Source organism: Poseidonocella sp. HB161398 (genome assembly GCF_005870025.1).
Taxonomy (GTDB): domain Bacteria; phylum Pseudomonadota; class Alphaproteobacteria; order Rhodobacterales; family Rhodobacteraceae; genus Mangrovicoccus.
Genome location: NZ_VATA01000002.1, coordinates 310179 through 330023 on the forward strand (window position 1 = coordinate 310179; position 19845 = coordinate 330023).

At 68.0% G+C, this 19845-nt stretch carries 19 protein-coding genes; 9 read left to right on the forward strand and 10 right to left on the reverse strand.

Going from position 1 to position 19845, the window contains the following annotated elements:
- The first annotated feature begins 90 nt into the window (after positions 1-90).
- The 4 genes from gap (FGX59_RS02985) (at position 91) to FGX59_RS03000 (ending at position 3218) form a co-directional block, all read left to right on the forward strand.
- A complete protein-coding gene (gene gap / locus FGX59_RS02985; RefSeq protein WP_138465015.1) occupies positions 91-1095 on the forward strand; it encodes a type I glyceraldehyde-3-phosphate dehydrogenase in 1005 nt (334 codons plus the stop codon).
- 190 nt (positions 1096-1285) lie between these two features.
- Positions 1286-1627 carry a hypothetical protein gene (locus tag FGX59_RS02990; RefSeq protein ID WP_138465016.1) on the forward strand — a complete coding sequence of 114 codons (342 nt, stop codon included), beginning with the start codon at positions 1286-1288 and terminating at the stop codon, positions 1625-1627.
- Positions 1628-1776: 149 nt separating this feature from the next.
- Positions 1777-2778 carry a type I glyceraldehyde-3-phosphate dehydrogenase gene (gene gap, locus FGX59_RS02995; RefSeq protein ID WP_138465017.1) on the forward strand — a complete coding sequence of 334 codons (1002 nt, stop codon included), beginning with the start codon at positions 1777-1779 and terminating at the stop codon, positions 2776-2778.
- Between the two features lie 275 nt (positions 2779-3053).
- Entirely contained in the window at positions 3054-3218 is a 165-nt protein-coding gene (locus FGX59_RS03000) for a DUF1127 domain-containing protein (protein ID WP_240722217.1), read from the forward strand.
- Between the two features lie 4 nt (positions 3219-3222).
- Here the strand turns inward: FGX59_RS03000 and coaD are convergent, their stop codons facing one another.
- Together coaD and FGX59_RS03010 are read right to left on the reverse strand one after the other, a co-directional pair.
- Positions 3223-3723 carry a pantetheine-phosphate adenylyltransferase gene (coaD, locus tag FGX59_RS03005; protein WP_138465019.1) on the reverse strand — a complete coding sequence of 167 codons (501 nt, stop codon included), beginning with the start codon at positions 3721-3723 and terminating at the stop codon, positions 3223-3225.
- A gap of 144 nt (positions 3724-3867) precedes the next feature.
- Entirely contained in the window at positions 3868-4137 is a 270-nt protein-coding gene (locus FGX59_RS03010; protein WP_138465020.1) for an usg protein, read from the reverse strand.
- 188 nt (positions 4138-4325) lie between these two features.
- Between FGX59_RS03010 and gyrA the strand changes: the two genes are divergently transcribed.
- Positions 4326-7064, forward strand: a complete 2739-nt coding sequence (gene gyrA, locus FGX59_RS03015) for a DNA gyrase subunit A (protein WP_138465021.1) — start codon at positions 4326-4328, stop codon at positions 7062-7064.
- A gap of 3 nt (positions 7065-7067) precedes the next feature.
- Here the strand turns inward: gyrA and FGX59_RS03020 are convergent, their stop codons facing one another.
- Entirely contained in the window at positions 7068-7832 is a 765-nt protein-coding gene (locus FGX59_RS03020) for a metallophosphoesterase (protein WP_138465022.1), read from the reverse strand.
- 71 nt (positions 7833-7903) lie between these two features.
- Between FGX59_RS03020 and FGX59_RS03025 the strand changes: the two genes are divergently transcribed.
- Together FGX59_RS03025 and FGX59_RS03030 are read left to right on the forward strand one after the other, a co-directional pair.
- Positions 7904-9235: an HlyC/CorC family transporter gene (locus FGX59_RS03025; RefSeq protein ID WP_138465023.1), complete on the forward strand. Its 1332-nt coding sequence runs from the start codon at positions 7904-7906 to the stop codon at positions 9233-9235.
- Positions 9236-9662: 427 nt separating this feature from the next.
- Positions 9663-10307, forward strand: a complete 645-nt coding sequence (locus FGX59_RS03030) for an invasion associated locus B family protein (RefSeq protein ID WP_138465024.1) — start codon at positions 9663-9665, stop codon at positions 10305-10307.
- Between the two features lie 39 nt (positions 10308-10346).
- On the opposite strand, the gene FGX59_RS03035 is transcribed toward FGX59_RS03030, so the two are convergent.
- Genes FGX59_RS03035 through FGX59_RS03050 form a run of 4 tightly spaced genes read right to left on the reverse strand, consistent with a single transcriptional unit; the run spans position 10347 to position 14582 of the window.
- Positions 10347-11555: a beta-ketoacyl synthase gene (locus FGX59_RS03035; RefSeq protein ID WP_138465025.1), complete on the reverse strand. Its 1209-nt coding sequence runs from the start codon at positions 11553-11555 to the stop codon at positions 10347-10349.
- Positions 11552-11815, reverse strand: a complete 264-nt coding sequence (locus tag FGX59_RS03040) for an acyl carrier protein (protein WP_138465026.1) — start codon at positions 11813-11815, stop codon at positions 11552-11554. The genes FGX59_RS03035 and FGX59_RS03040 overlap by 4 nt, the downstream gene beginning before the upstream one ends.
- Before the next feature lie 34 nt (positions 11816-11849).
- Positions 11850-12941 carry a UDP-3-O-(3-hydroxymyristoyl)glucosamine N-acyltransferase gene (locus tag FGX59_RS03045; RefSeq protein ID WP_138465027.1) on the reverse strand — a complete coding sequence of 364 codons (1092 nt, stop codon included), beginning with the start codon at positions 12939-12941 and terminating at the stop codon, positions 11850-11852.
- 33 nt (positions 12942-12974) lie between these two features.
- Positions 12975-14582 (reverse strand): murein L,D-transpeptidase, encoded by a 1608-nt coding sequence (locus FGX59_RS03050; RefSeq protein ID WP_138465028.1) that lies wholly within the window; start codon positions 14580-14582, stop codon positions 12975-12977.
- Between the two features lie 321 nt (positions 14583-14903).
- Between FGX59_RS03050 and FGX59_RS03055 the strand changes: the two genes are divergently transcribed.
- A complete protein-coding gene (locus tag FGX59_RS03055) occupies positions 14904-15470 on the forward strand; it encodes a DUF882 domain-containing protein (protein WP_138465029.1) in 567 nt (188 codons plus the stop codon).
- A 45-nt stretch (positions 15471-15515) separates the two neighbouring features.
- On the opposite strand, the gene FGX59_RS03060 is transcribed toward FGX59_RS03055, so the two are convergent.
- Together FGX59_RS03060 and FGX59_RS03065 are read right to left on the reverse strand one after the other, a co-directional pair.
- On the reverse strand, positions 15516-16127 hold the full coding sequence (locus FGX59_RS03060; RefSeq protein ID WP_138465030.1) for an enoyl-CoA hydratase/isomerase family protein: 612 nt from the start codon (positions 16125-16127) through the stop codon (positions 15516-15518).
- Positions 16124-16882: an SDR family oxidoreductase gene (locus FGX59_RS03065; RefSeq protein WP_138465031.1), complete on the reverse strand. Its 759-nt coding sequence runs from the start codon at positions 16880-16882 to the stop codon at positions 16124-16126. The genes FGX59_RS03060 and FGX59_RS03065 overlap by 4 nt, the downstream gene beginning before the upstream one ends.
- An 89-nt stretch (positions 16883-16971) precedes the next feature.
- Between FGX59_RS03065 and FGX59_RS03070 the strand changes: the two genes are divergently transcribed.
- Complete coding sequence (locus FGX59_RS03070; protein ID WP_138465032.1) at positions 16972-18432, forward strand: DUF2125 domain-containing protein; 1461 nt, start codon at positions 16972-16974, stop codon at positions 18430-18432.
- Here the strand turns inward: FGX59_RS03070 and FGX59_RS03075 are convergent.
- On the reverse strand, positions 18362-19699 hold the full coding sequence (locus tag FGX59_RS03075; protein WP_138465033.1) for a hypothetical protein: 1338 nt from the start codon (positions 19697-19699) through the stop codon (positions 18362-18364). The genes FGX59_RS03070 and FGX59_RS03075 overlap by 71 nt on opposite strands.
- Between the last annotated feature and the right edge of the window lie 146 nt (positions 19700-19845).

Below are 19845 nucleotides of genomic sequence, written 5' to 3' on the forward strand. Positions count from 1 at the left end.
CACGGTACCCAAGGGTATACGGAGGCCAGTTCAGCACTGGCTCGGCGCGCCCTCCCGATCGCCTCGCAGCCCCCCTCAGGAGACTGACCCATGACGATTACTGTCGGTATCAACGGTTTTGGCCGCATCGGCCGCTGCACGCTCGCGCATATCGCGGAAAGCGGGCGCAACGACGTCGAAGTGGTGAAGATCAACGCGACCGGCCCGATCGAGACCAATGCGCATCTCCTGAAATACGACTCCATCCACGGCCGCTTCGGCGGCACCGTGAAGGTCGAGGGCAACACGCTGGACATGGGCCGCGGCCCGATCCAGGTCTTCTCGACCTACGAGCCGAAGGAACTGGACTGGACCGGCGTCGATGTCGTGCTGGAATGCACCGGCAAGTTCAATGACGGCCACAAGGGCATCGTCCATGTCGAGCAGGGCGCGAAGAAGGTGCTGTTCTCCGCCCCTGCCAAGAATGTCGACAAGACCATCGTCTACGGCGTGAACCACCGCAGCCTGCTGACCACCGACACGATGGTGTCGAACGGCTCCTGCACCACCAACTGCCTCGCCCCGCTCGCCAAGGTGCTGAACGACGCCATCGGGATCGAGCGCGGGATCATGACGACGATCCACTCCTATACCGGCGACCAGCCGACGCTGGACCGCCGCCACGGCGATCTCTACCGCGCGCGTTCCGCCGCGATGGCGATGATCCCGACCTCCACCGGCGCGGCCAAGGCACTGAAAGAGGTCCTGCCCGAGCTCGAGGGCAAGCTCGACGGCTCGTCGATCCGCGTGCCGACCCCGAATGTCTCCTGCGTCGACCTGACCTTCGAAGCCGCCCGCGACGTGACCGTCGCCGACGTGAACGAGGTCGTCCGCGAGGCGGCCGAGGGGCATATGCGCTCCGTGCTGGGCTACGATCCCGAGCCGAAGGTCTCCATCGACTTCAACCACACCACCCAGTCCTCGATCTTCGCGCCCGAGCAGACCAAGGTCGTCGGCGGCCGCACCGTCCGGGTGCTGGCCTGGTACGACAACGAATGGGGCTTCTCCTGCCGGATGGCCGATGTCGCCGCCGCGATGGGCCGCCTGCTGCACTGAGACCACGGCCGGGCCCTGCCCGGCACGCCCCGCGCCAGCCACATGCGGGTTCCGGCTCCGGCAGACATGCCGGGGCCCTTTTTTTTACCTCCTCCCCCAAATCGTGACGGAACAGGCGGGCCCCCGGACCGGTTCCCCCCTTAGCGGGCGGCCGTGACTGCCCGCACCGGACACAGAGAGGAGGATGACCATGAGTCTGCAGACAGAACTCGAACGCGGCGCCGGACGCGCCGTCCATGCCGCCGCCGCCGCCCAGGAAGAGGCACGGCGCAAGCTGGCAGAGACCGCGGAACATGCCGGCCAGCGCGGCGCCGCCGCCAGCCGGACCGTCGCCGAGTCGCAGCGCGAGATGATCGGCCACATGGCCGAGGCCATGACCGGCACGATGGAGAAGCTGCGCGACGCGATGCAGGATTTCGCCGGAAAGGCGCGCGACAGCGCCCATGCCGTCGCCGATGGCAGTGCGGAGGCCGCGGCCTCTGCCAAGCCGCGCAAGCCGGCGCCGCGCAGCCGGGCCAAGGCACAGGGCTGAGACTGGACGGGGCGCGGCCTGGCCGCCGCGCCCGGCCTCGCGGCTCCGTGACGATTTAGCCCTGTTAGCGCAATCACCTTGCTGTTGACCGCCGCGTCAAAGATGTTAGGGCTAACGCAACCCTGCACGATGATGAACGGGAGGCAGACATGGCCATTCAGGTCGCAATCAACGGGTTTGGCCGCATCGGCCGCAACGTCCTTCGCGCCGTCATGGAAAGCAAGCGCAGCGACATCGAAGTGGTCGCGATCAACGATCTCGGCCCGGTCGAGACCAATGCGCATCTGTTCCGCTATGACAGCGTCCATGGCCGCTTCCAGGGTGAAGTGACCACCGGCGAGGACTGGATCGATGTCGGCCAGGGCAAGATCAAGGTCACGGCCGAGCGCGACCCGGCAAAGCTCCCCTGGGGCCATGTCGACATCGCGATGGAGTGCACCGGCATCTTCACCGCGCGCGAGAAGGCCGCGCTGCACCTGGAGAACGGCTCTGCCCGCGTCCTGGTCTCCGCCCCTGCCTCGGGCGCCGACAACACCGTCGTCTTCGGCGTGAACCACGGCACGATCAATGCCGACCAGAAGGTGATCTCGAACGGCTCCTGCACGACGAACTGCCTCGCGCCGGTGACCAAGGTCCTGCATGAGGGCATCGGCATCACCCGAGGCTTCATGACGACGATCCACAGCTATACCGGCGACCAGCCGACGCTGGACACGATGCACAAGGATCTGTACCGCGCCCGCGCGGCGGCGATGAACATGATCCCGACCTCGACCGGCGCCGCCCGGGCCATCGGCCTGGTCATGCCGGAACTGGCCGGCAAGCTCGACGGCGTCGCGATCCGCGTCCCCACCCCGAACGTCTCCTGCGTCGACCTGACCTTCGAAGCGGCGCGCGACACGACCCCCGAGGAGATCAACGCGCTGATCAAGGCGGCCGCAGAGGGCCCCCTGAAGGGCGTGCTCGGCTATGCCGCCGGTCCGATGGTGTCGATGGACTTCAACCACGACCCGCATTCCTCGACCTTCGCGGCCGAGCAGACCAAGGTGCTCGACGGCAACATGGTCCGCATCCTGAGCTGGTACGACAACGAATGGGGCTTCTCGAACCGCATGGTCGACACCGCAGCGGAGATCGGCAAGACGCTCTGAGCGCCAAGCCCCGGACGACATTGACAAAAGCCGCGCAGCCCCGCCTGCGCGGCTTTTCCTTTGCCCGGGTGCAACTGAACGGCGAGCTGCTGCCGCAGCATTCCAGCCATGCACCCGGCGCAAACCTGCCGGGCAAGTGCCTGCACTAATGAATATTTCTTTTACGCTGCATTGCAGCACACGCATGCCGGGACTGCTGGTTTGGCGGTTTTTCCGGTTAGCGCCATCACCTATCTAGGCTTCAACAGACAAACGCACATCCGATGAGGCCGACAATGACGAAGATCGTGAACACCTGGAAAAGCCGTTTCGCCCAGCACGAGCGCTTCCGCCGCACGCTGAACGAACTGAACATGCTCTCCGACCGCGAAGCCGCGGATCTGGGGCTGAGCCGCGCAGACTTCCGCCGCGTGGCCCATGAGTCGGTCTACGGCTACTGATTGACTACCGGCGCTCCGCCACACGGTTCAGGAGCGCCTGACGCACGGCCGGGGTGACGAATTTCGAGACGTCGCCCTCGAGCCGGGCGATTTCCTTGACCAGCTTCGACGCGATCGCCTGGTGCTGCGCCTCCGCCATCAGGAACACCGTCTCGACATCCTGGCTCAGCGCGCGGTTCATCGCGACCATCTGGAATTCGTACTCGAAATCGGCCACGGCCCGCAGGCCGCGGATGATCACGTTCGCGCCGACATCCTCGGCGCAGTGGATCAGCAGATTCTCGAACGGATGCACCGTGATCCGGCAATCCGTGCCGGCGGACAGCATCTCCTTCTCCGCCTCGATCATCGCGACGCGCTCCTCCAGCGAGAAAAGCGGTCCCTTGTCGCGGTTGATCGCGACGCCGATCACCAGGTGATCGACCAGCTTGCAGCCGCGCTTGATGATGTCCACGTGACCCAGGGTGAGCGGATCGAACGTTCCCGGGTAAAGGCCAGTGCGCATATGGGCGGTCCCTCGTCGCCTTGTGTTGCACCGCAGACCATCGCAAATTCCGCCGGACTTCAAGGCGATTGACGCCACCTGCGCAACTTTGTTGCGCAGCCGTAGACAGGCTGCAACCCTGCCCTGTCCACCGCGCCCGGAGCGTCAGTGGTAGCGGAATTCCCCGACGACATTGCGCCATTCGCCGGGCGCGATCATCTTGCGATGGGTGAAGCGGACCGAATGCAGCGGACCCTCGATCTCGTCCTGCCAGAATTCGATGAATTTGAAGAGCCGCGGATAGTCCGGCGCCAGATCGTACTCCTGCCAGACGAAGGTGTTGAGCACGCTGCGGTAATCCGGCAGCCGGTAGTACATCTCCGCCGTCGTCAGCCCGTAGCCCTTCAGCATCAGTTCCGTTTCGCTTGTTGCCATTCCCGACCTCTTGCCATACACGCCTCCATGCTGCGCCGGAACTTTTAAAGGTCAATAAAAACAAACTATTAGCACTCTCCCGGGATGGATGATGACAACGGGATGACTGCGACATTGCAGCCCGGTCGCCGCGTCTGATATACCCTGTGGCAAAGCTGGACCCCTAAGTCACAAGCGAGCAGGCAGAAATGAGCGACACACCGGAAACCCCTGAAGATAAAGACGAAAATCCGGCGCCCCGCTATGACGGCCCTGCGGTTTCCATCGCCGAGGAAATGAAGTCGAGCTATCTCGACTACGCGATGAGCGTGATCGTCAGCCGCGCCATCCCGGATCTGCGCGACGGCCTGAAACCTGTGCATCGGCGCATTCTTTACGCAATGTTCGAGACCGGGAACAGCCACGAGAAGCCCTACCGCAAGTCGGCCCGCCCGGTCGGCGACGTGATGGGGAAATACCACCCGCATGGCGACGCGGCGATCTACGACGCGCTGGTGCGGCTGGCGCAGCCCTTCTCGATGTCGCTGCCGCTGCTCGACGGCCAGGGGAACTTCGGCTCGATGGACGGCGACAGCGCGGCGGCCATGCGCTACACCGAGGTCCGGATGCAGAAATCGGCGATGGCGCTTCTCGAGGACATCGAGAAGGAGACCGTCGATTTCCAGGACAACTACGACGGCAAGGACCGCGAACCGTCCGTCCTTCCGGCGCGCTTCCCCAACATGCTGGTCAACGGCGCGGGCGGCATCGCGGTCGGCATGGCGACGAACATCCCGCCGCACAACCTGGGCGAGGTGGTCGACGCGACGCTGGCGCTGATCGAGAATCCCGATCTCGATAGCGCGGACCTGATGGAGTACATCCCCGCCCCCGACTTTCCGACCGGCGGCATCATTCTCGGCCGCTCCGGCGCGCGCAAGGCGTATCTGGAGGGCCGCGGCTCGGTCATCATCCGCGCCAAGACCCGGATCGAGGAGATCCGCAAGGACCGCTACGCCATCGTCCTCGACGAGATCCCCTACCAGGTGAACAAGGCGGCGATGATCGAGAAGATCGCAGACCTCGTGCGCGAGAAGCGGATCGAGGGCATCGCCCATGTGCAGGACGAATCCGACCGCGTCGGCATCCGCGTGGTGATCGAGCTGAAGCGCGACGCGACCCCGGACGTGGTGCTGAACCAGCTCTGGCGCTTCACCCCGATGCAGACCTCCTTCGGCTGCAACATGCTGGCGCTGAACGGCGGCCGCCCCGAGCAGCTGACGCTGCGCCGCTTCCTGACCAGCTTCATCGACTTCCGCGAGGAGGTCGTCGCGCGCCGCACCGCCTACGAGCTGCGCAAGGCGCGCGAGCGCAGCCACATCCTCTGCGGCCTCGCCGTGGCGGTCTCGAATGTCGACGAAGTGGTTGCGACGATCCGCCAGTCGGCCGATCCGGCCGAGGCCCGCGAGGCGCTGATGACCCGGCGCTGGCCTGCCCACGAGATCGAGGGCTATATCCGCCTGATCGACGATCCGACCCATACGATGAACGACGACAGGACCTACAACCTGTCGGAGACCCAGGCCCGCGCCATCCTGGAGCTGCGCCTGCAGCGCCTGACCCAGCTCGGCGTCAAGGAAGTCACCGACGAGCTCGAGGAGCTGGCCGCCAAGATCCGCGAATACCTGGAGATCCTGCGCTCGCGCGAGCGGATCATGGGGATCATCTCGGACGAGCTGCGCACCGTGCGCGAGGCCTTCGCCGTGCCGCGCCGCACCGAGATCGTCGACTGGTCGGGCGACATGGAGGACGAGGACCTCATCGAGAAGGAGGACATGGTCGTCACCATCACCCAGACCGGCTATGCCAAGCGCACGCCGCTGGCCGACTACCGCAGCCAGAAGCGCGGCGGCAAGGGCCTGTCGGGGATGGCGATGAAGGACGAGGACGTGGTGACGACGCTGTTCGTCGCCAATACCCACACGCCGCTTCTCGTCTTCACCACCGACGGCATGGTCTACAAGCTGAAGACCTGGCGCCTGCCGCAGGGCGGCCGCTCGGCCCGCGGCAAGCCGATGGTGAACATCCTGCCGATCAATCCCGGCGTCGGCGTCGCGGCGATCATGCCGGTCGACCGCCCCGAGGACCAGTGGAACGAGCTGAACATCGTCTTCTCCACCTCCGAGGGCGACGTGCGCCGGAACGCGCTCGGCGATTTCACCAACGTGATGCGCAACGGCAAGATCGCGATGGAGCTGCCCGAGGGGGTGAAGCTCGTCAACGCGCGGATCTGCTCGGAAGACGACGACGTGATGCTCTTCACCGATCTGGGCCGCGCGATCCGCTTCCCGGTGACCGAGGTGCGCGTCTTCAAGGGCCGCAAATCGACCGGCGTGCGCGGCATCAAGCTGCCGAAAGGCGCCTCGGTCGTGGCGATGTCGGTGATCCGCCATTTCGATGCCAGCTCGGAAGAACGCGCCGCCTATCTGAAGATGCGCCGCGCCATCGAGGGGATGACCGAAGAGGCGGAGAACGAAGACGAGGAAGCCGTGGCCGACGTGGCGCTGCCGCAGGAGCGCTATGCCGAGATGTCAGCGGCCGAGGACCTGATCCTGACCATCACCACCCGCGGCTTCGGCAAGCTCAGCTCCTCGCATGACTATCCGGTGCGCGGCCGCGGCGGCCAGGGCGTGGCGGCGATGGACAAGGGCATGCGCGGCGGCACGCTGGTGACGAGCTTCCCGGTGATGCTCGACGACCAGATCATGCTGGCCACGTCGAACGGCCAGTCGATCCGCTGCCCGGTCGCGGGCATCTCGTTCCGCTCGCGCGCGGCGGGCGGCGTCCGGGTGTTCAACACCGCCCAGGGCGAAGAGGTGGTCTCGGTCGCCTGGATCGCCGATCAGGGCGAGGCCGAGGTCGATGCCGAGGGCAGCGCCGAAGAGTGATCCTCAGGCGGCCCGCGGTCCCGGCAGCAGCTCCGCTGCCGGGGACGGGCCGCCCGAAAGCGCCGCTTGCCAGCGCGGATCGAGCCCCAGCTCGCGCATCTTCCGCCTGGCGCCTTCCACGTCATAGGCCAGCCGGTGCAGCCGGGCGATGCCGTGATTGAGCATCACGAAGCGCGTCTGCATCCGCCCGTCCCCGGCCGGAAGGCCGCAGGCGCCGGTGCCGATCCATTCCACCCCGCCGACCAGCCTGCGGAAGGCCTGGGCTTGGCTGGCCGCCAGCACCGTGTCGCAGGGACCCGCCGACGCCTGCAAGGCGGCAAGCGCGGCGCGGAACGCCTCGTCTGGCGCCTCCTCGTCCGGCAGCGCGACGCCGCCCCCGGAGATGGCGGCGAAGCGGCGGCCGCGGCGCGTGAAGACCGCCGCATCCGGCAGGCCCGCCAGCCAGCGCCGGTCGCCCGCGGGAATGCGGTCATCGGCCAGGCGGAACCAGTCGCGCTCTGCCAGCGCGCCGCCATGGCGGGGGCCCGCGGCCAGGCGCCGCTCCGTCTCGCCGGCGAGGACCGGTCCGCCCAGCACCCGCAGCATCGTCGTCACCGCGCCCGGATCGCCGCAGGGCCCGGCCAGCCCCCCGGTGCAGATCATCGTCAGCCGCGTCACGCCGCGGCGGGATGCCTCGCCCAGGAGCGCGATCAGCGCCTGGAGATTGGAGGCAGGTGCCCCGAAGACAAGGACAGGCCCGTCCAACTCGCCCAGCTGTGCCGTCTTCATCGCCTGCCCTTCTTGATCCCGTAGTGGAGCCCTATCATAAGGCCTCTAGTCAGGCATAAGGACGTTAAGGAATGGACACCGCCACCACGGTTTTCGACGCCGCCTTCTGGATCACCACGCTGGCGGTCCTGGGGCTGCTCGTGCTCTCGGGCTTCTTCTCGGGCTCGGAAACCGCGCTGACCGCCGCGTCGCGGGGCAAGCTGAAGGCCAAGGCAGATGCCGGCAGCCGCGGCGCCGGCGAGGCGCTGAAGATCACCGAGGACAACGAGCGGCTGATCGGTTCGGTGCTGCTGGGCAACAACCTCGTGAACATCCTCGCGACCTCGCTGACCACGGCGCTCTTCACCCGCGCCTTCGGCGATGGCGGCGCGACGCTGGCGCTGGCGACGCTGATCATGACCTTCCTGGTCCTGATCTTCGCCGAGGTGTTGCCCAAGACCTATGCGATCACCAATGCCGAAGTCGCCGCCGCCGCCGTGGCACGGCCGATCTCGATCATCATCCGCGTCTTCTCGCCGGTGGTGATGGCGGTCCGCGCCCTGGTGCGCACGGTGCTGAAGCTCTTCGGGGTGGAGACCGATCCGCAGAACAACGTCCTCGCCGTGCGCGAGGAAATCTCGGGCGCGCTGGCGCTCGGCCATTCCGAGGGCGTGGTCGAGAAGGAGGACCGCGACCGGCTGCTCGGCGCGCTCGATCTCGGCGACCGCACCGTCGAGGAGATCATGAAGCACCGCTCGGAGATCGAGATGATCGATGCCGACGCGCCGCCGACGGACGTTCTGGCGCAGTGCCTGGCCTCGCCCCACACCCGCCTGCCGGTCTTCCGCGAGACCCACGAGAACATCATCGGCGTGATCCATGCCAAGGACCTGCTGCGCGGGCTCGCCAAGGCGCGCAGCGACGCCGGGCATCCGACCGAGGTTCTGCCCGAGGCCTTCGATTTCCTCTCGGTCGCGCGCAAGCCCTATTTCGTGCCCGAGACCACGACGCTCGACGACCAGATGCGGCAGTTCCTCAAGCGGCACACCCATTTCGCGCTGGTCGTGGACGAATACGGCGTGCTGCAGGGACTCATCACGCTGGAGGACATCCTCGAGGAGATCGTCGGCGAGATCACCGACGAATTCGACACCGGCGAGACCCAGGGGATCGAGAAAACGACCGACGGGCAGTTCATTGTCGACGGCTGGGTGACGATCCGCGACCTCAACCGCGCCAATGAATGGCAGCTGCCCGACACCGAGGCCAACACCATCGCCGGGCTGGTGATCCACGAGGCCCAGATGATCCCCGTGGTCGGCCAGGTGTTCAACTTCCATAATTTCCGATTCGAGATCCTCGGACGCGAGAAGAACCGCATCAGCCAGATCCGGATCACGCCGGTATCGGTTCCCGCCATCTAAACAGGGCCCTGTAACAGGCACGTAACGTTAACCATTTCGGGCTAGCCTGTTTCCAAGGGGTGGGCAATCGACCTGATCCGCCCCGAACTTCCTCCCTGTTGACCTGGCCACGCCCTGCGGCGTGGCCATTTTTTCGGCACTATGGCGACAGATGGAAATTTCAAGCCCGAAGGATGAAACAGGAATTTGTTTCCTGTTGACCGGTGCGCCAAGTCGTCCTAGCTTCCGGGTCACATACAAGTCGGCCAGTCCGACAGGGAGCAAAATGACATCTGAAAGAGGCCCGCCGGGCCTCTTTTTCTTTTGATCGCAGGGCGGCGGATTTGCCGCCCCCCGCGGGGCGGCCGCGGCAGGTTGGGGCCTGACAGTGCCCGGTTGCCATGCTAGGCCTGCCGCACCGATCCATTCCCGAAAGGATACGTCAATCATGACCAATCGCTTTGGCGCGGGCCTTCTGCTTTCCCTGGCTTTTGCCATGTCTTCCGCGGCTTACGCGCAGGACGCGGCCCAGCCTGCCCCCAGCGGAAACGACGGCGCATCGGCGATCGACCTCTCCGCGGGCGAGCCGGTCAACCAGGCGCGCCCCACGAGCCGCGACGAGGTCCAGCCGGGCCAGCTCTATGTGCCGAAGACGGTGCAGGACTGGGAGGTCCGCTGCGGCCGCGCGCCCGAAGGCCAGGCCGATCCCTGCCAGATGTACCAGCTCCTGCGCGACAGCTCGGGCACGCCGACGGCGGAGTTCACCATGTTCCGCCTGGAAGGCGCGTCCTTCGAGGCTGGCGCGATGATCGTGACCCCGCTCGAGACGCTGCTGACCCGCGGCGTGACCTTCGCGGTCGATGGCGGCGAACCCAAGCGCTATCCGCTGAAATACTGCAATGCCTCGGGCTGCGTGGCCGAAGTCGGCTTCAGCGCGGACGACATCGCGGCGATGAAGCGCGGCGCCAAGGCGGTCGTGACCATCGTGCCGGTCGTCTCGCAGACCACCAATGTCGACCTGACGCTGTCCCTGGCGGGCTTCACCGCCACCTATAACGATCTGCCGCTGCGCAAGGTCGCGCCGCAGCAGTAACGACCGGATGCGGCCGGGCGCTTCGCCCGGCCCCTTCCCTCAGGCCGCGCGCAGCGCCAGCACCGCGTTCAGCCCGCCGAAGGCGAAGGCGTTCGACAGGACGACATCGACCTTCGCCTCGCGCGCCACATTCGGCACCACGTCGAGCGCGCATTCCGGATCCGCCTCCTCGTAGCCGATCGTCGGCGCAATCACTCCCTCGCGCAGCGCCATCACGCAGGCCAGCAGCTCCACCGCGCCGGTGCCGCCGATCAGGTGGCCATGCATCGACTTGGTCGAGGAGATCATCAGCCTGTCGGCATGGGCGCCGAAGACATCGGCCACCGCCGCGCATTCGGTCTTGTCATTCGCGGCCGTCCCGGTGCCATGGGCGTTGATATAGCCCACCGCGTCCAGCGGAATGCCGGCATCCTCGACCGCGCCGCGGATCGCCCGCGCCGCCCCCTGCTTCGAGGGCATGACGATGTCGGAGGCATCCGAGGTCATGGCGAAGCCGATCACCTCGGCCAGGATCTCGGCCCCGCGCGCCTTCGCATGCTCGTATTCCTCGAAGACGAAGACGCCCGCGCCCTCGCCCTGGACCATGCCGTTGCGGTTCGCGGAGAACGGGCGGCAGGCGTCCTTCGACATCACCCGCAGCCCCTCCCAGGCCTTCACGCCGCCGAAGCACAGCATGGATTCCGACCCGCCCGTGACCATGACCGTCGCGGCGCCGCCGCGGACCAGGTGGAAGGCAAGCCCCATGGCGTGGTTCGAGGACGCGCAGGCGGTGGCGACGGTGAAGCTCGGGCCCTTGAGATTGTAGGACATCGAGACATGGCTGGCCGCGGCGTTGTTCATCAGCTTCGGCACGACGAAGGGATGGACGCGGTTCTTGCCCTCCTCGTAGACCGAGCGGTAGTTCTCGTCCGAGGTCTGCAGCCCGCCCCCCGAGGTGCCCAGCACGACGCCGGTGCGCGCCGCCAGCTCGCCGCCGAAGCTCAGCCCCGACTGGCCGATCGCCTCGCGCGCCGCGAGCAGCGTGAACTGGGTGAAGCGGTCGTAAAGCGCGATCTGCTGGCGGTTGAACTCGGTCTCGGGATCGTAGTCCTTGACCTGCCCGCCGATCTTGATCGCCAGCCGGTCGACATCGCGGAATTCCAGCGGACCGATGCCGCAGCGGCCCTCGCGCATCGCCTCGAGCGTCTCGGCGACGGAACGGCCCAGGGGATTGATCGTCCCCTGGCCGGTAATGACCACGCGCTTCATGCGTGCTGTTCCGCCACCAGCCCTTCGACGGCTTTGACGATGGCGGCCACCGACGAGATGTCGAACTCGCTGGAGGCCGGATCATTGGCATTGAACGGCACCTGGATGTCGAAAGCCTCCTCGATGGCGAAGATGCTCTCCACCAGCCCGAGGCTGTCGATGCCCAGATCGCCGAGGGTCTGGTCCATGGACACGTCGCTCTTGTCCAGGACCGCCTGCTCGGCAATGATTCCAATCACCTTGTCAGCAACATCCGACATGTCCCGACCCCTCTCTGCGGAATTTGCGGGTGATCTATTCGCTTTCGTCCGGCTTTTGAACAGCCTTCTTCAGCGCTGCAACGTCGCGGTAGAGCCTCGGCAGGCGGCGGATGCCCTTGTTGATCTCCATCTGGGTCGACATTTCGACCGCCGGATGGCCCAGGATCACGCGGCCCGCGGGCACCTTGGTGAAGATCTTGGACGCCCCGCCCGCGACCACGTCGTCGCCGATGGTGATGTTGTCGTTGACGCCCACCTGCCCGGCCAGCACCACGCGGCTGCCGATCTTCGTCGAGCCCGCCACGCCCACGAGCGAGCAGAACAGGCAGTCCTCGCCGACCTGGACGTTGTGGCCGATCTGCACGAGGTTGTCGATCTTGGTGCCGCGGCCGATGCGGGTGGCGCGGATCGTGCCGCTGTCGACCGTCGAATTGGCGCCGATCTCGACATCGTCGCCGATCTCCACGCCGCCCAGGCTGTGGATGCGCGTCCAGGCGGTGTTGCGGGTCTCCTGCCGGTCGCCGAGGCTCTCGCGCACCGACTCCACCGCGGATTTCTCCGGCGTCACGAAGGAGAAGCCGTCGCCGCCCACCGCCGCGCCGGGCTGGAGGATGACCCGGTCGCCCATCCGCACGCGGCGCCCGACATGGGCCCCCGAGGACAGAAGGACATCGTCGCCGATCTCGCAATCCTCGGCCACAGTGGCATGGGGGGCGATCCGCGCGCGGGCGCCGATCCGGGTGCGCGGACCGATGACGGCGAGCGGACCGATGCACGCGCCCTCGCCGATCTCCGCCGTCGGGTCGATCACCGCGCTCGGATGGATGCCCGCCGCAATGGCGGGACCGGGATCGAGCGCGCGGGTGATGCCCGACATTGCGTAGCGCGGCCGCGGCACGAAAAGCGCCGCCTCGAGCCCGTAGCTCTGCCAGTCGGCCCCGTCCCAGAGCACGGCCGCGCGGGCCGCGCCCGCCTTCAGCCCCTCGGCATAGTCGGGCTTCATTGCCAGTGCCAGATCGCCGGGCCCGGCCGCGGCAGGCTCTGCCGCACCCGAGATGGGGATGTCCCCCTTGCCCTCCAGCCGCGCCTCGAGCGCGGCCGCGAGATCGGAAAGCAGAATGTCCATGGCCTAACCCCGCCTCTTGATACGGGGCCGTGCTTAGCCCCGAACGCCGCCGATTGATACCCCGGCCTTGACCAGCGCGGAATAGACGGCGGCGTCACGCCCGTACACGTCGCGGCGATACTGGAACGGCCCCTTGCCCGCGGGCGCGAAGGCCGTGCGGTAGCCGATATGCACCGGCACCGGATGCTCCAGCCGCACCGTCGTCTCCTGCCGGGTGGCAAGCTTCGACTGGAAGAACCCCTTGGGATCGCGGGTCTGCTGCGCCAGCAGCGTGTAGGCGAAGTCATGCGGATCGGCGAGCCGGATGCAGCCATGGCTGAAGGCCCGGGTCTCGCGGCCGAAGAGCGATTTCGACGGCGTGTCGTGCAGGTAGATGTTGTAGGGGTTGGGGAACATGAACTTCACCGTGCCGAGCGCATTGCCGGTGCTCGGCGGCTCCTTCAGGCCATAGGGGAAGTTCGACGCGCTGTAGGAGGCGAAATCCACCGCGCCACGGCTGACGGAACGCCCGCTCTGATCGATCAGCTGCAGCTGCCCGGCGGCGTTCGGGTTCGCCTTCATCATCGGCAGGTACTCGTTGACGACGATCGAGCGCGGCACGTTCCAGGTCGGGTTGATGACCATGTATTCCATCACGTCGGAGAATTCCGGCGAGCGGTGGGTCGACTGGTTCTGGCCGACGACCGAGCGGGTCTCCAGCGTGACCTTGCCGTTGTCGATGATCTTGGCGGTGAAATCGGGGATGTTCACCCAGACATGGCGCTTGCCCAGCGGGAAGTTCATCCAGCGCTCGCGCTCCATCGCGGCCAGCACCGAGGCCAGCCGGTCGGCGGGCTCCTTGTTGATCTCCGCCAGCGTGCCCTTGCCCGCGACGCCGTCCGGGGACAGCCCGTGATCGCGCTGGAAGGCCGCGACCTGCTGCACCACGGCATCGTCATAGGCCGCGCTGCCGCCGCGCCCGTATCCCATTGCCGAGAGCCGCGCGGCCATCTGGGCCACGGCCGGGCTGCTCTGGCCCTTCTGCAGCGCCGAGGCCTGCACCTTCGGGCCCCAGCCCGCCCCGCCGGCCAGCCGCTCCAGCCGGGCCTTCTCGGCCAGCAGCGCGGCGTATTCGCCGGTCTGCGGCGGCAGTGCGTCGATGAAGCCCGAGGGCGAGCTCTTGGCGAAGGCGGCCAGGGTGCGCGCCGGATCGCGGCGCGGCGCGTCGCGCTCGATGCCGCGGGCGACGCGCCGCGGCACCAGCACGCCGGACTGCACGTCATGGACATAGTCGAGGAAGGCCCGGCTATAGGCGACTTCCAGCTTGGCGAGATCGGCCTCGCTCTTCGCCGAGGAGGCCAGCGCCTTCAGCCCCGCCACGTCGTAGCGCCCTGCCGGGAGCCCGTGCCCGGGCGCCGCCTCGAGCGCGCGGACCAGTTCGCGCACGCGCTGGCGCTCGCGGTTGCCGCGGCCCGTCCAGAGCGCGTCGTAATTCGCCGCCTTGTAATAGGCCGCCAGCGCCTGGTCCTTTGCCGAAAGCTGCGCCACGGCCTGGGCAAAGCCGGTGCTCTGCGCCAGGACCGGCGCCGCCGAGGCAAGCATCGCCCCGCAGGCAAGCGCGGCAAGCCAGCTCCGGACCGGCCGGGAAAGGGTCAATTGCATGGGAACCTCCGCCTGAATGAAATCTGCACTGCTCAAGGGGACGGTATCGGCCGCCCCCGCCGGGAGCGAAATCACAATTTTGCCCAGCCGGGCAAAGTGTCGCGGAAATGGCACTCCGGCCCCCGCCGGGAGAATCAAGGGCTGATCTTAACATATTGCATAGATCGGCGGATTTCCGCGCACCCCGGGAAGGTTCCCTTCATGCGGCCTTATTTCCTTTGATATTCACCAAATTTATGGCATTTCGATGCTAAGGCAGAATGCGAATTGAGCCGGAACGGCCGGTCGCGAAACTTGAGGCAGATCGAGCGGGGACTACCAATGAACGACAGCGAAAGCTGCGTAAGCAGGCGTGCTTTACTCCGGGCCTTTGCCGCTACGGCAATCGCCGCGGCGCCCACCTATTCCAAGGCCGCAGGATTCCTGCGCGGGGGCGGCGACATCCGAAAACTCCAGATGTATTCCGGCCGGACCGGCGAGCGCATCGACGTGATCTACTGGGTCGATGGCAAGTACATCAAGGAATCGCTTCGCGAAATCAACGTGTTCATGCGTGACTGGCGACAGAACTCGGCGAAGCCGATCGACACGCGGACACTCGACATCATGTCCGCGTCGCACAACCTGATGGGCACGAGCGAACCCTACCTGATGCTTTCGGGCTACCGTTCGCCGCAGACCAACGCCTATCTGCGCTCGCGCTCCAGCGGCGTCGCGCGCAACTCGCTGCACATGAAGGGCCAGGCCGCAGACCTGCGGCTGAAAACGCGCTCGGTCAACCAGATGGCCCAGGCCGCGACCTCCTTCAGTGCCGGCGGCGTCGGGCGCTACTACGGCTCGAATTTCGTGCACATGGATTGCGGCCCGGTCCGCGCCTGGCGCGGCTGAGCCCGCCGCGATGCGGAGGCGGCCCGTGCCGCCCCCGCCGCGCGCCTAACCGATAAGGCTCTTGATCCCGGCGATATGCGACAGCTCCGCGCCAAGCGCGGCAGCCGCCAGACCGGCGACCTCTTCCTCCAGCGCATCCTTCGCCACCACCCGGTCGACCAGGCCCCAGTCCAGCGCCTCGGCCACCGGGATCTTCTGCCCCGCCATCAGGATCATCTTCGCCCGCGAGGGGCCGACCAGCCGCGCCAGCCGCCCCGGATCCGAGGGCTGCGGCAGGAAGCCCAGCGACATCACCGGATAGAAGAGCTTCGCCCCCTCGACCGCGACCCGCAGGTCGCAGGCCAGCGCCATGCCCATCGAGCCGCCCGCCAGCGTGCCGTTCAGCGCCGCGATCGACAGCCCCTCGAAGGCCGCGATCGCGCCCGAGGCGCGTTCCCAGACCGGATCGGTCGGCAGGCCGCTCTCTGCCTCCGCCAGATCCATGCCCGCGCTGAAGACCTTGCCCGTCCCGGTCAGGACGATCGCCTTGGCGCGGCCCTGCGCCTCCTCGGCGAACTCCGCCACCGCCTCGAGCATGGCATAGGTCACCGAATTGGCCTTTTCCGGCCGGTTCAGCCGCACGGTCCAGAGCGCGCCGTCCTTCCGGGTCTCGATCATGCCGCCACGAGCCCCGCGCGGCGCCGGATTTCGGGATCGCGCAGCGACACTTCGGTGCCCACCAGGTCGTCGGCCTCCGCGCCGCAGAGCCAGACCAGCGCGCGCGCCGGCCAGTCGGCCGGAATATGCTCCGACCAGTCGAGCTGGCTGACCGGGTTCACCCCCGAGGCCTTGATCTGCACCTGCATCTCGGTCGCCACCGTGCCCGGGCTCAGCCCGATGGCGCGGATGCCCTCGCCGCGCCCCTCCAGATCGGCCGAGCGGGTCAGCATCGCCACCGCGGCCTTCGAGGCGCAATAGGCGCTCCAGCCCTCGAGCGGACGCGAGGCCGCGCCCGAGGAGACGGTCAGGATCGTTCCGCCGCCATTGGCCGCCATCACCGGCAGCGCCGCGCGCATGCCGTGATAGACGCCCTTCACGTTGATATCGATGAGCTTGCCCCAGTCCTCGGGATCGGCCCCGCCAAGCGGCGCGATCGGCTCGATCACCCCGGCATTGTTCACCAGCACGTCGAGCCGGCCGAAGCTCTTCTCGACCGCGGCCACCGCCGCCTCGACCTCCCAGTAGCGCGAGACGTCGCAGGTGATCGCCACCGCATCGCCGCCGAGCTCGCCGGCCAGATCGGCAATCGCCTCGCGGCTGCGCGCCGCCAGCGCGACCTTCGCCCCCGCCGCGGCGAAGGCCCGTGCGGCGGCCGCGCCGATTCCGCGGCTTGCGCCGGTCACCAGAACCGCTTTTCCGGTCAGATCAGTCATTTGCCCTCCTTGTCGGGCGTCGCTATTCCCGTTCCGGCCCAACCCTGCCAGAACGGTGGCAAAGGACAACCCCATCCGGAGAATCGCCCATGACCCGACATCTGCCCGCGCTCGCGCTGCTTCTCGGCAGCGCTGCGCCGCTTCATGCCGACATCCGTCCGGACGAGGTCTGGCAGCAGTGGCAGGACGTCGCCGCGGTCTACGGCATGCAGCTCGCCGCGGCCGCCGAAGAGGAGCGCGACGGCACGCTGACGCTCGAATCGGTGACCGCGACCCTGTCGATGGGCCTCCTCGGCACGGTGTCGCTGGCGATCCCGGAAATCGCCCTTGCCGGGCAGGGCGGCGCGGTCGCGATCCGCTATCCGCAGCCGCTGGCGGTCGCCTATTCGCAATCCGCTGACGGGGTCGCCGCCACCGAGTCGCATCTGTCTCTGCCGATGGACGGACTCGAGATCCGCGCCACGGGCGATGGCGGCGAAATCCGGTATCGCTACGACGTCCCGTCGCTGAGCGCGACCGGCACGACCGAGACGCGCCTGACCGATGGCGGGCTCCTGCAAAGCGGCACCGTCAGCGCGCTGATCGAAAAGGCCGCGGGCGAACTGGTCCTGCCCCGCGGCGCGGCGACCGGCAGTGCCGAGGCGCACTTCACCGCCGCGCACTGGCAGCAGGAGACCCTGCTGCAGGACTCCACCGGCGCTCCGGCCGGGCGGCAGCAGATCGCGCGGGAGGACTTTTCCTCCGAGGCCAGAGCGATTGCCGAGGGCGGCGCGTTCCAGAGCTTCACCGGACAGGGCCATGCCGCGCAGACCCGCCAGGTGTCGGATGCGCCCCTGCCGGACGGGCTGCCGCCGATCTCCTTCGCCTATGCCGCCGAGAACGAGGAGACCCGCCTTGCCGCCGCGGACGGGCGCGGCAGCTTCGCGATCTCCGCGGATCGGGGCGACCTGGCGGTCACGGGGGTGCCCGGCTTTGCCGCGCCGGTCGAGCTGCAACTCGGTGCCAATAGCCTCGAGACCAAAGTGCCCTATGCGCTCTCCGGCGGGCCGGCGCCGGTCTCGCTTCAGCTCGACGCGCAGTCGCTGACCCTCGGCGACCGGCTCTGGCGGGAGATCGACCCTGACGGCCATGTCAGCCGCGACCCCGGTACCCTGTCGCTCGATCTCGGCGGCACGGTCACGCCGCCGCAGCCGGGCTTCCTGCCGATGGCCGTGCCCTTCGGCATTGACGCGGTTGAGATCCGCAAGCTCCTGCTGTCGCTTGGCGGCGCGGTGCTGGAGGGCCAGGGCGCCTTCCAGCTCGAGACCGGCGCAGAGGGCCTGCCGGAGCCCGTCGGCAAGATGGATCTGAGCCTCGAGAACGGGCTGGCGCTGCTCGACGGGCTGATCGCGGCCGGGGTGATCCCGCAAGAGCAGGCCTTCGGGCTGCGGATGATGCTGGGCGTTGTGGCGCGGCCCGATGGCGATGGCGACCGGCTGGTCAGCGAGATCGAGCTGGAGCCGGGGCGCAACCTGGTGCTGAACGGGATGCGGATGCCGGTCCAGCCCTGAGCCCGGCCCGGCGGCAGATCGCCAGCCCTTCGAGCAGGCCCAGGATGACCGCGGCGATGCCGATATGCGAGGGACAGTCCTCGCCCGCCGCGTCGATCCAGGCCGCGGGCGGTCCGGCCTCTGCCAGCAGATCCGCCCAGCCGAAACCGGCACCGCGCAGCAGCTCCCCGGAGGAAAGCGCAGCCAGCGCGCCAACCTCCCCGCGGGCCAGGGCCGCCATGCCGTACCAGGGGATGACCAGCGGCTGGCGCAGGGCGCCGGTGCCGGGCGTCTTCTCCGCCGGAGGGTCCCCGGCCGCGGCGATCCGGACATGCACGGCGCCCGGCACCGGCGGCCCGCCAAGCGCCAGCCCGGCCTCCGCGAGCGTGGCGCGCCCCGCCTGCCCGAGCGCGAGCCGCGCGGCGCGCTGCCAGACCCGGCCGCCGGCGATACGCACCGGTCCGATGCCCTCCAGCAGGGTCCCTGCCCGTTTCAAGAGCCGCCGCAGCCAGCGGTCCCGCGCCGCCTGCCCTTCGGCCAGCGCCTCTGCCATCGGCGCCCCGGCAGCGGCCCGCATCAGCAGCACGTAGCCCGCCAGTGTCGGGTGCAGCGAGCGGTCGGCATAGAGCCCGTCGAACCCCGCGGCGCTGTCCCGCGACAGGAGCGGCGACAGGTCCTCCGCACCGAGCCGCGCGGCCTCGCCGCCAAGCCACCGTTCCATTGCCGGATAGCGGTAGGCGCCGTCCTGCCAGTAGCGGCCGGTTTCCAGATGGACATGCGCGGTCATGAGCCCGGTCCAGGGCAGCAGCCGCAGATCCGCGCCGAAGGCCGCGCGCCATTGGCCGAGCGCGGCCATGTGGCGGCGGATCATCTCGCGATCGCCGGCAGGCGAGATCAGGTGCCGCGCGATATGGCTGAACCCGTCGGCAAAAAGCTGCTGCGGTGCCTCGAGGATGGCATTGCCGAAGCGCGGATCGGGCAGGATCAGAAGCACCGGAATGCCCGGGCGATGGCGCTGCGCCACCTCCGCGAAAAGGCCGTGGTTCCACACGGGAAGCCCGGCGCCGCCGACGAAATGCGTGCATTCACAGGGGGGCGGAACAGCGCCCTGCCGGGCGAGATGCCGCCAGCGGGCGGCATGGCTGGGACCGGCGAGGATGCCTTCTCCGGGCGCGGGCGCCAGCCCGGCCAGCGCTGTCGCGCGCAGGGCCGACAGTTCGCCGGCCAGGGCCTCCGCGCTACGCGCCGCCGCGGTGCCGGGGCGCAGGAACGCCCTGGTGCTGTCCATCTCCGCCTCCTCCGTCCCGGATGGCCTCCGGGACGCAGTCTGTGCAGAGCCGTGGCCTTGTTGCACAAATCGGGGGCTGAGCGCGGTTCCCCTTTCCCCGGACGGACTTATCCTACGGCCACAGTGACGGGTATGCCGAGCGCGGT

Bases quoted from the DNA above. Each gene is read 5' to 3' on its own strand.
- FGX59_RS03055 (WP_138465029.1), top strand. From the start codon at position 14,904: ATGAACGACAGCGAAAGCTGCGTAAGCAGGCGTGCTTTACTCCGGGCC.
- FGX59_RS03070 (WP_138465032.1), top strand. From the start codon at position 16,972: ATGACCCGACATCTGCCCGCGCTCGCGCTGCTTCTCGGCAGCGCTGCG.
- gyrA (WP_138465021.1), top strand. From the start codon at position 4,326: ATGAGCGACACACCGGAAACCCCTGAAGATAAAGACGAAAATCCGGCG.
- FGX59_RS03010 (WP_138465020.1), bottom strand. From the start codon at position 4,137: ATGGCAACAAGCGAAACGGAACTGATGCTGAAGGGCTACGGGCTGACG.
- FGX59_RS03060 (WP_138465030.1), bottom strand. From the start codon at position 16,127: ATGATCGAGACCCGGAAGGACGGCGCGCTCTGGACCGTGCGGCTGAAC.
- FGX59_RS03040 (WP_138465026.1), bottom strand. From the start codon at position 11,815: ATGTCGGATGTTGCTGACAAGGTGATTGGAATCATTGCCGAGCAGGCG.
- FGX59_RS03000 (WP_240722217.1), top strand. From the start codon at position 3,054: ATGACGAAGATCGTGAACACCTGGAAAAGCCGTTTCGCCCAGCACGAG.
- FGX59_RS02990 (WP_138465016.1), top strand. From the start codon at position 1,286: ATGAGTCTGCAGACAGAACTCGAACGCGGCGCCGGACGCGCCGTCCAT.
- FGX59_RS03065 (WP_138465031.1), bottom strand. From the start codon at position 16,882: ATGACTGATCTGACCGGAAAAGCGGTTCTGGTGACCGGCGCAAGCCGC.
- FGX59_RS03075 (WP_138465033.1), bottom strand. From the start codon at position 19,699: ATGGACAGCACCAGGGCGTTCCTGCGCCCCGGCACCGCGGCGGCGCGT.
- coaD (WP_138465019.1), bottom strand. From the start codon at position 3,723: ATGCGCACTGGCCTTTACCCGGGAACGTTCGATCCGCTCACCCTGGGT.
- FGX59_RS03030 (WP_138465024.1), top strand. From the start codon at position 9,663: ATGACCAATCGCTTTGGCGCGGGCCTTCTGCTTTCCCTGGCTTTTGCC.
- FGX59_RS03025 (WP_138465023.1), top strand. From the start codon at position 7,904: ATGGACACCGCCACCACGGTTTTCGACGCCGCCTTCTGGATCACCACG.
- FGX59_RS03020 (WP_138465022.1), bottom strand. From the start codon at position 7,832: ATGAAGACGGCACAGCTGGGCGAGTTGGACGGGCCTGTCCTTGTCTTC.
- FGX59_RS03045 (WP_138465027.1), bottom strand. From the start codon at position 12,941: ATGGACATTCTGCTTTCCGATCTCGCGGCCGCGCTCGAGGCGCGGCTG.
- FGX59_RS03035 (WP_138465025.1), bottom strand. From the start codon at position 11,555: ATGAAGCGCGTGGTCATTACCGGCCAGGGGACGATCAATCCCCTGGGC.
- gap (WP_138465017.1), top strand. From the start codon at position 1,777: ATGGCCATTCAGGTCGCAATCAACGGGTTTGGCCGCATCGGCCGCAAC.
- gap (WP_138465015.1), top strand. From the start codon at position 91: ATGACGATTACTGTCGGTATCAACGGTTTTGGCCGCATCGGCCGCTGC.
- FGX59_RS03050 (WP_138465028.1), bottom strand. From the start codon at position 14,582: ATGCAATTGACCCTTTCCCGGCCGGTCCGGAGCTGGCTTGCCGCGCTT.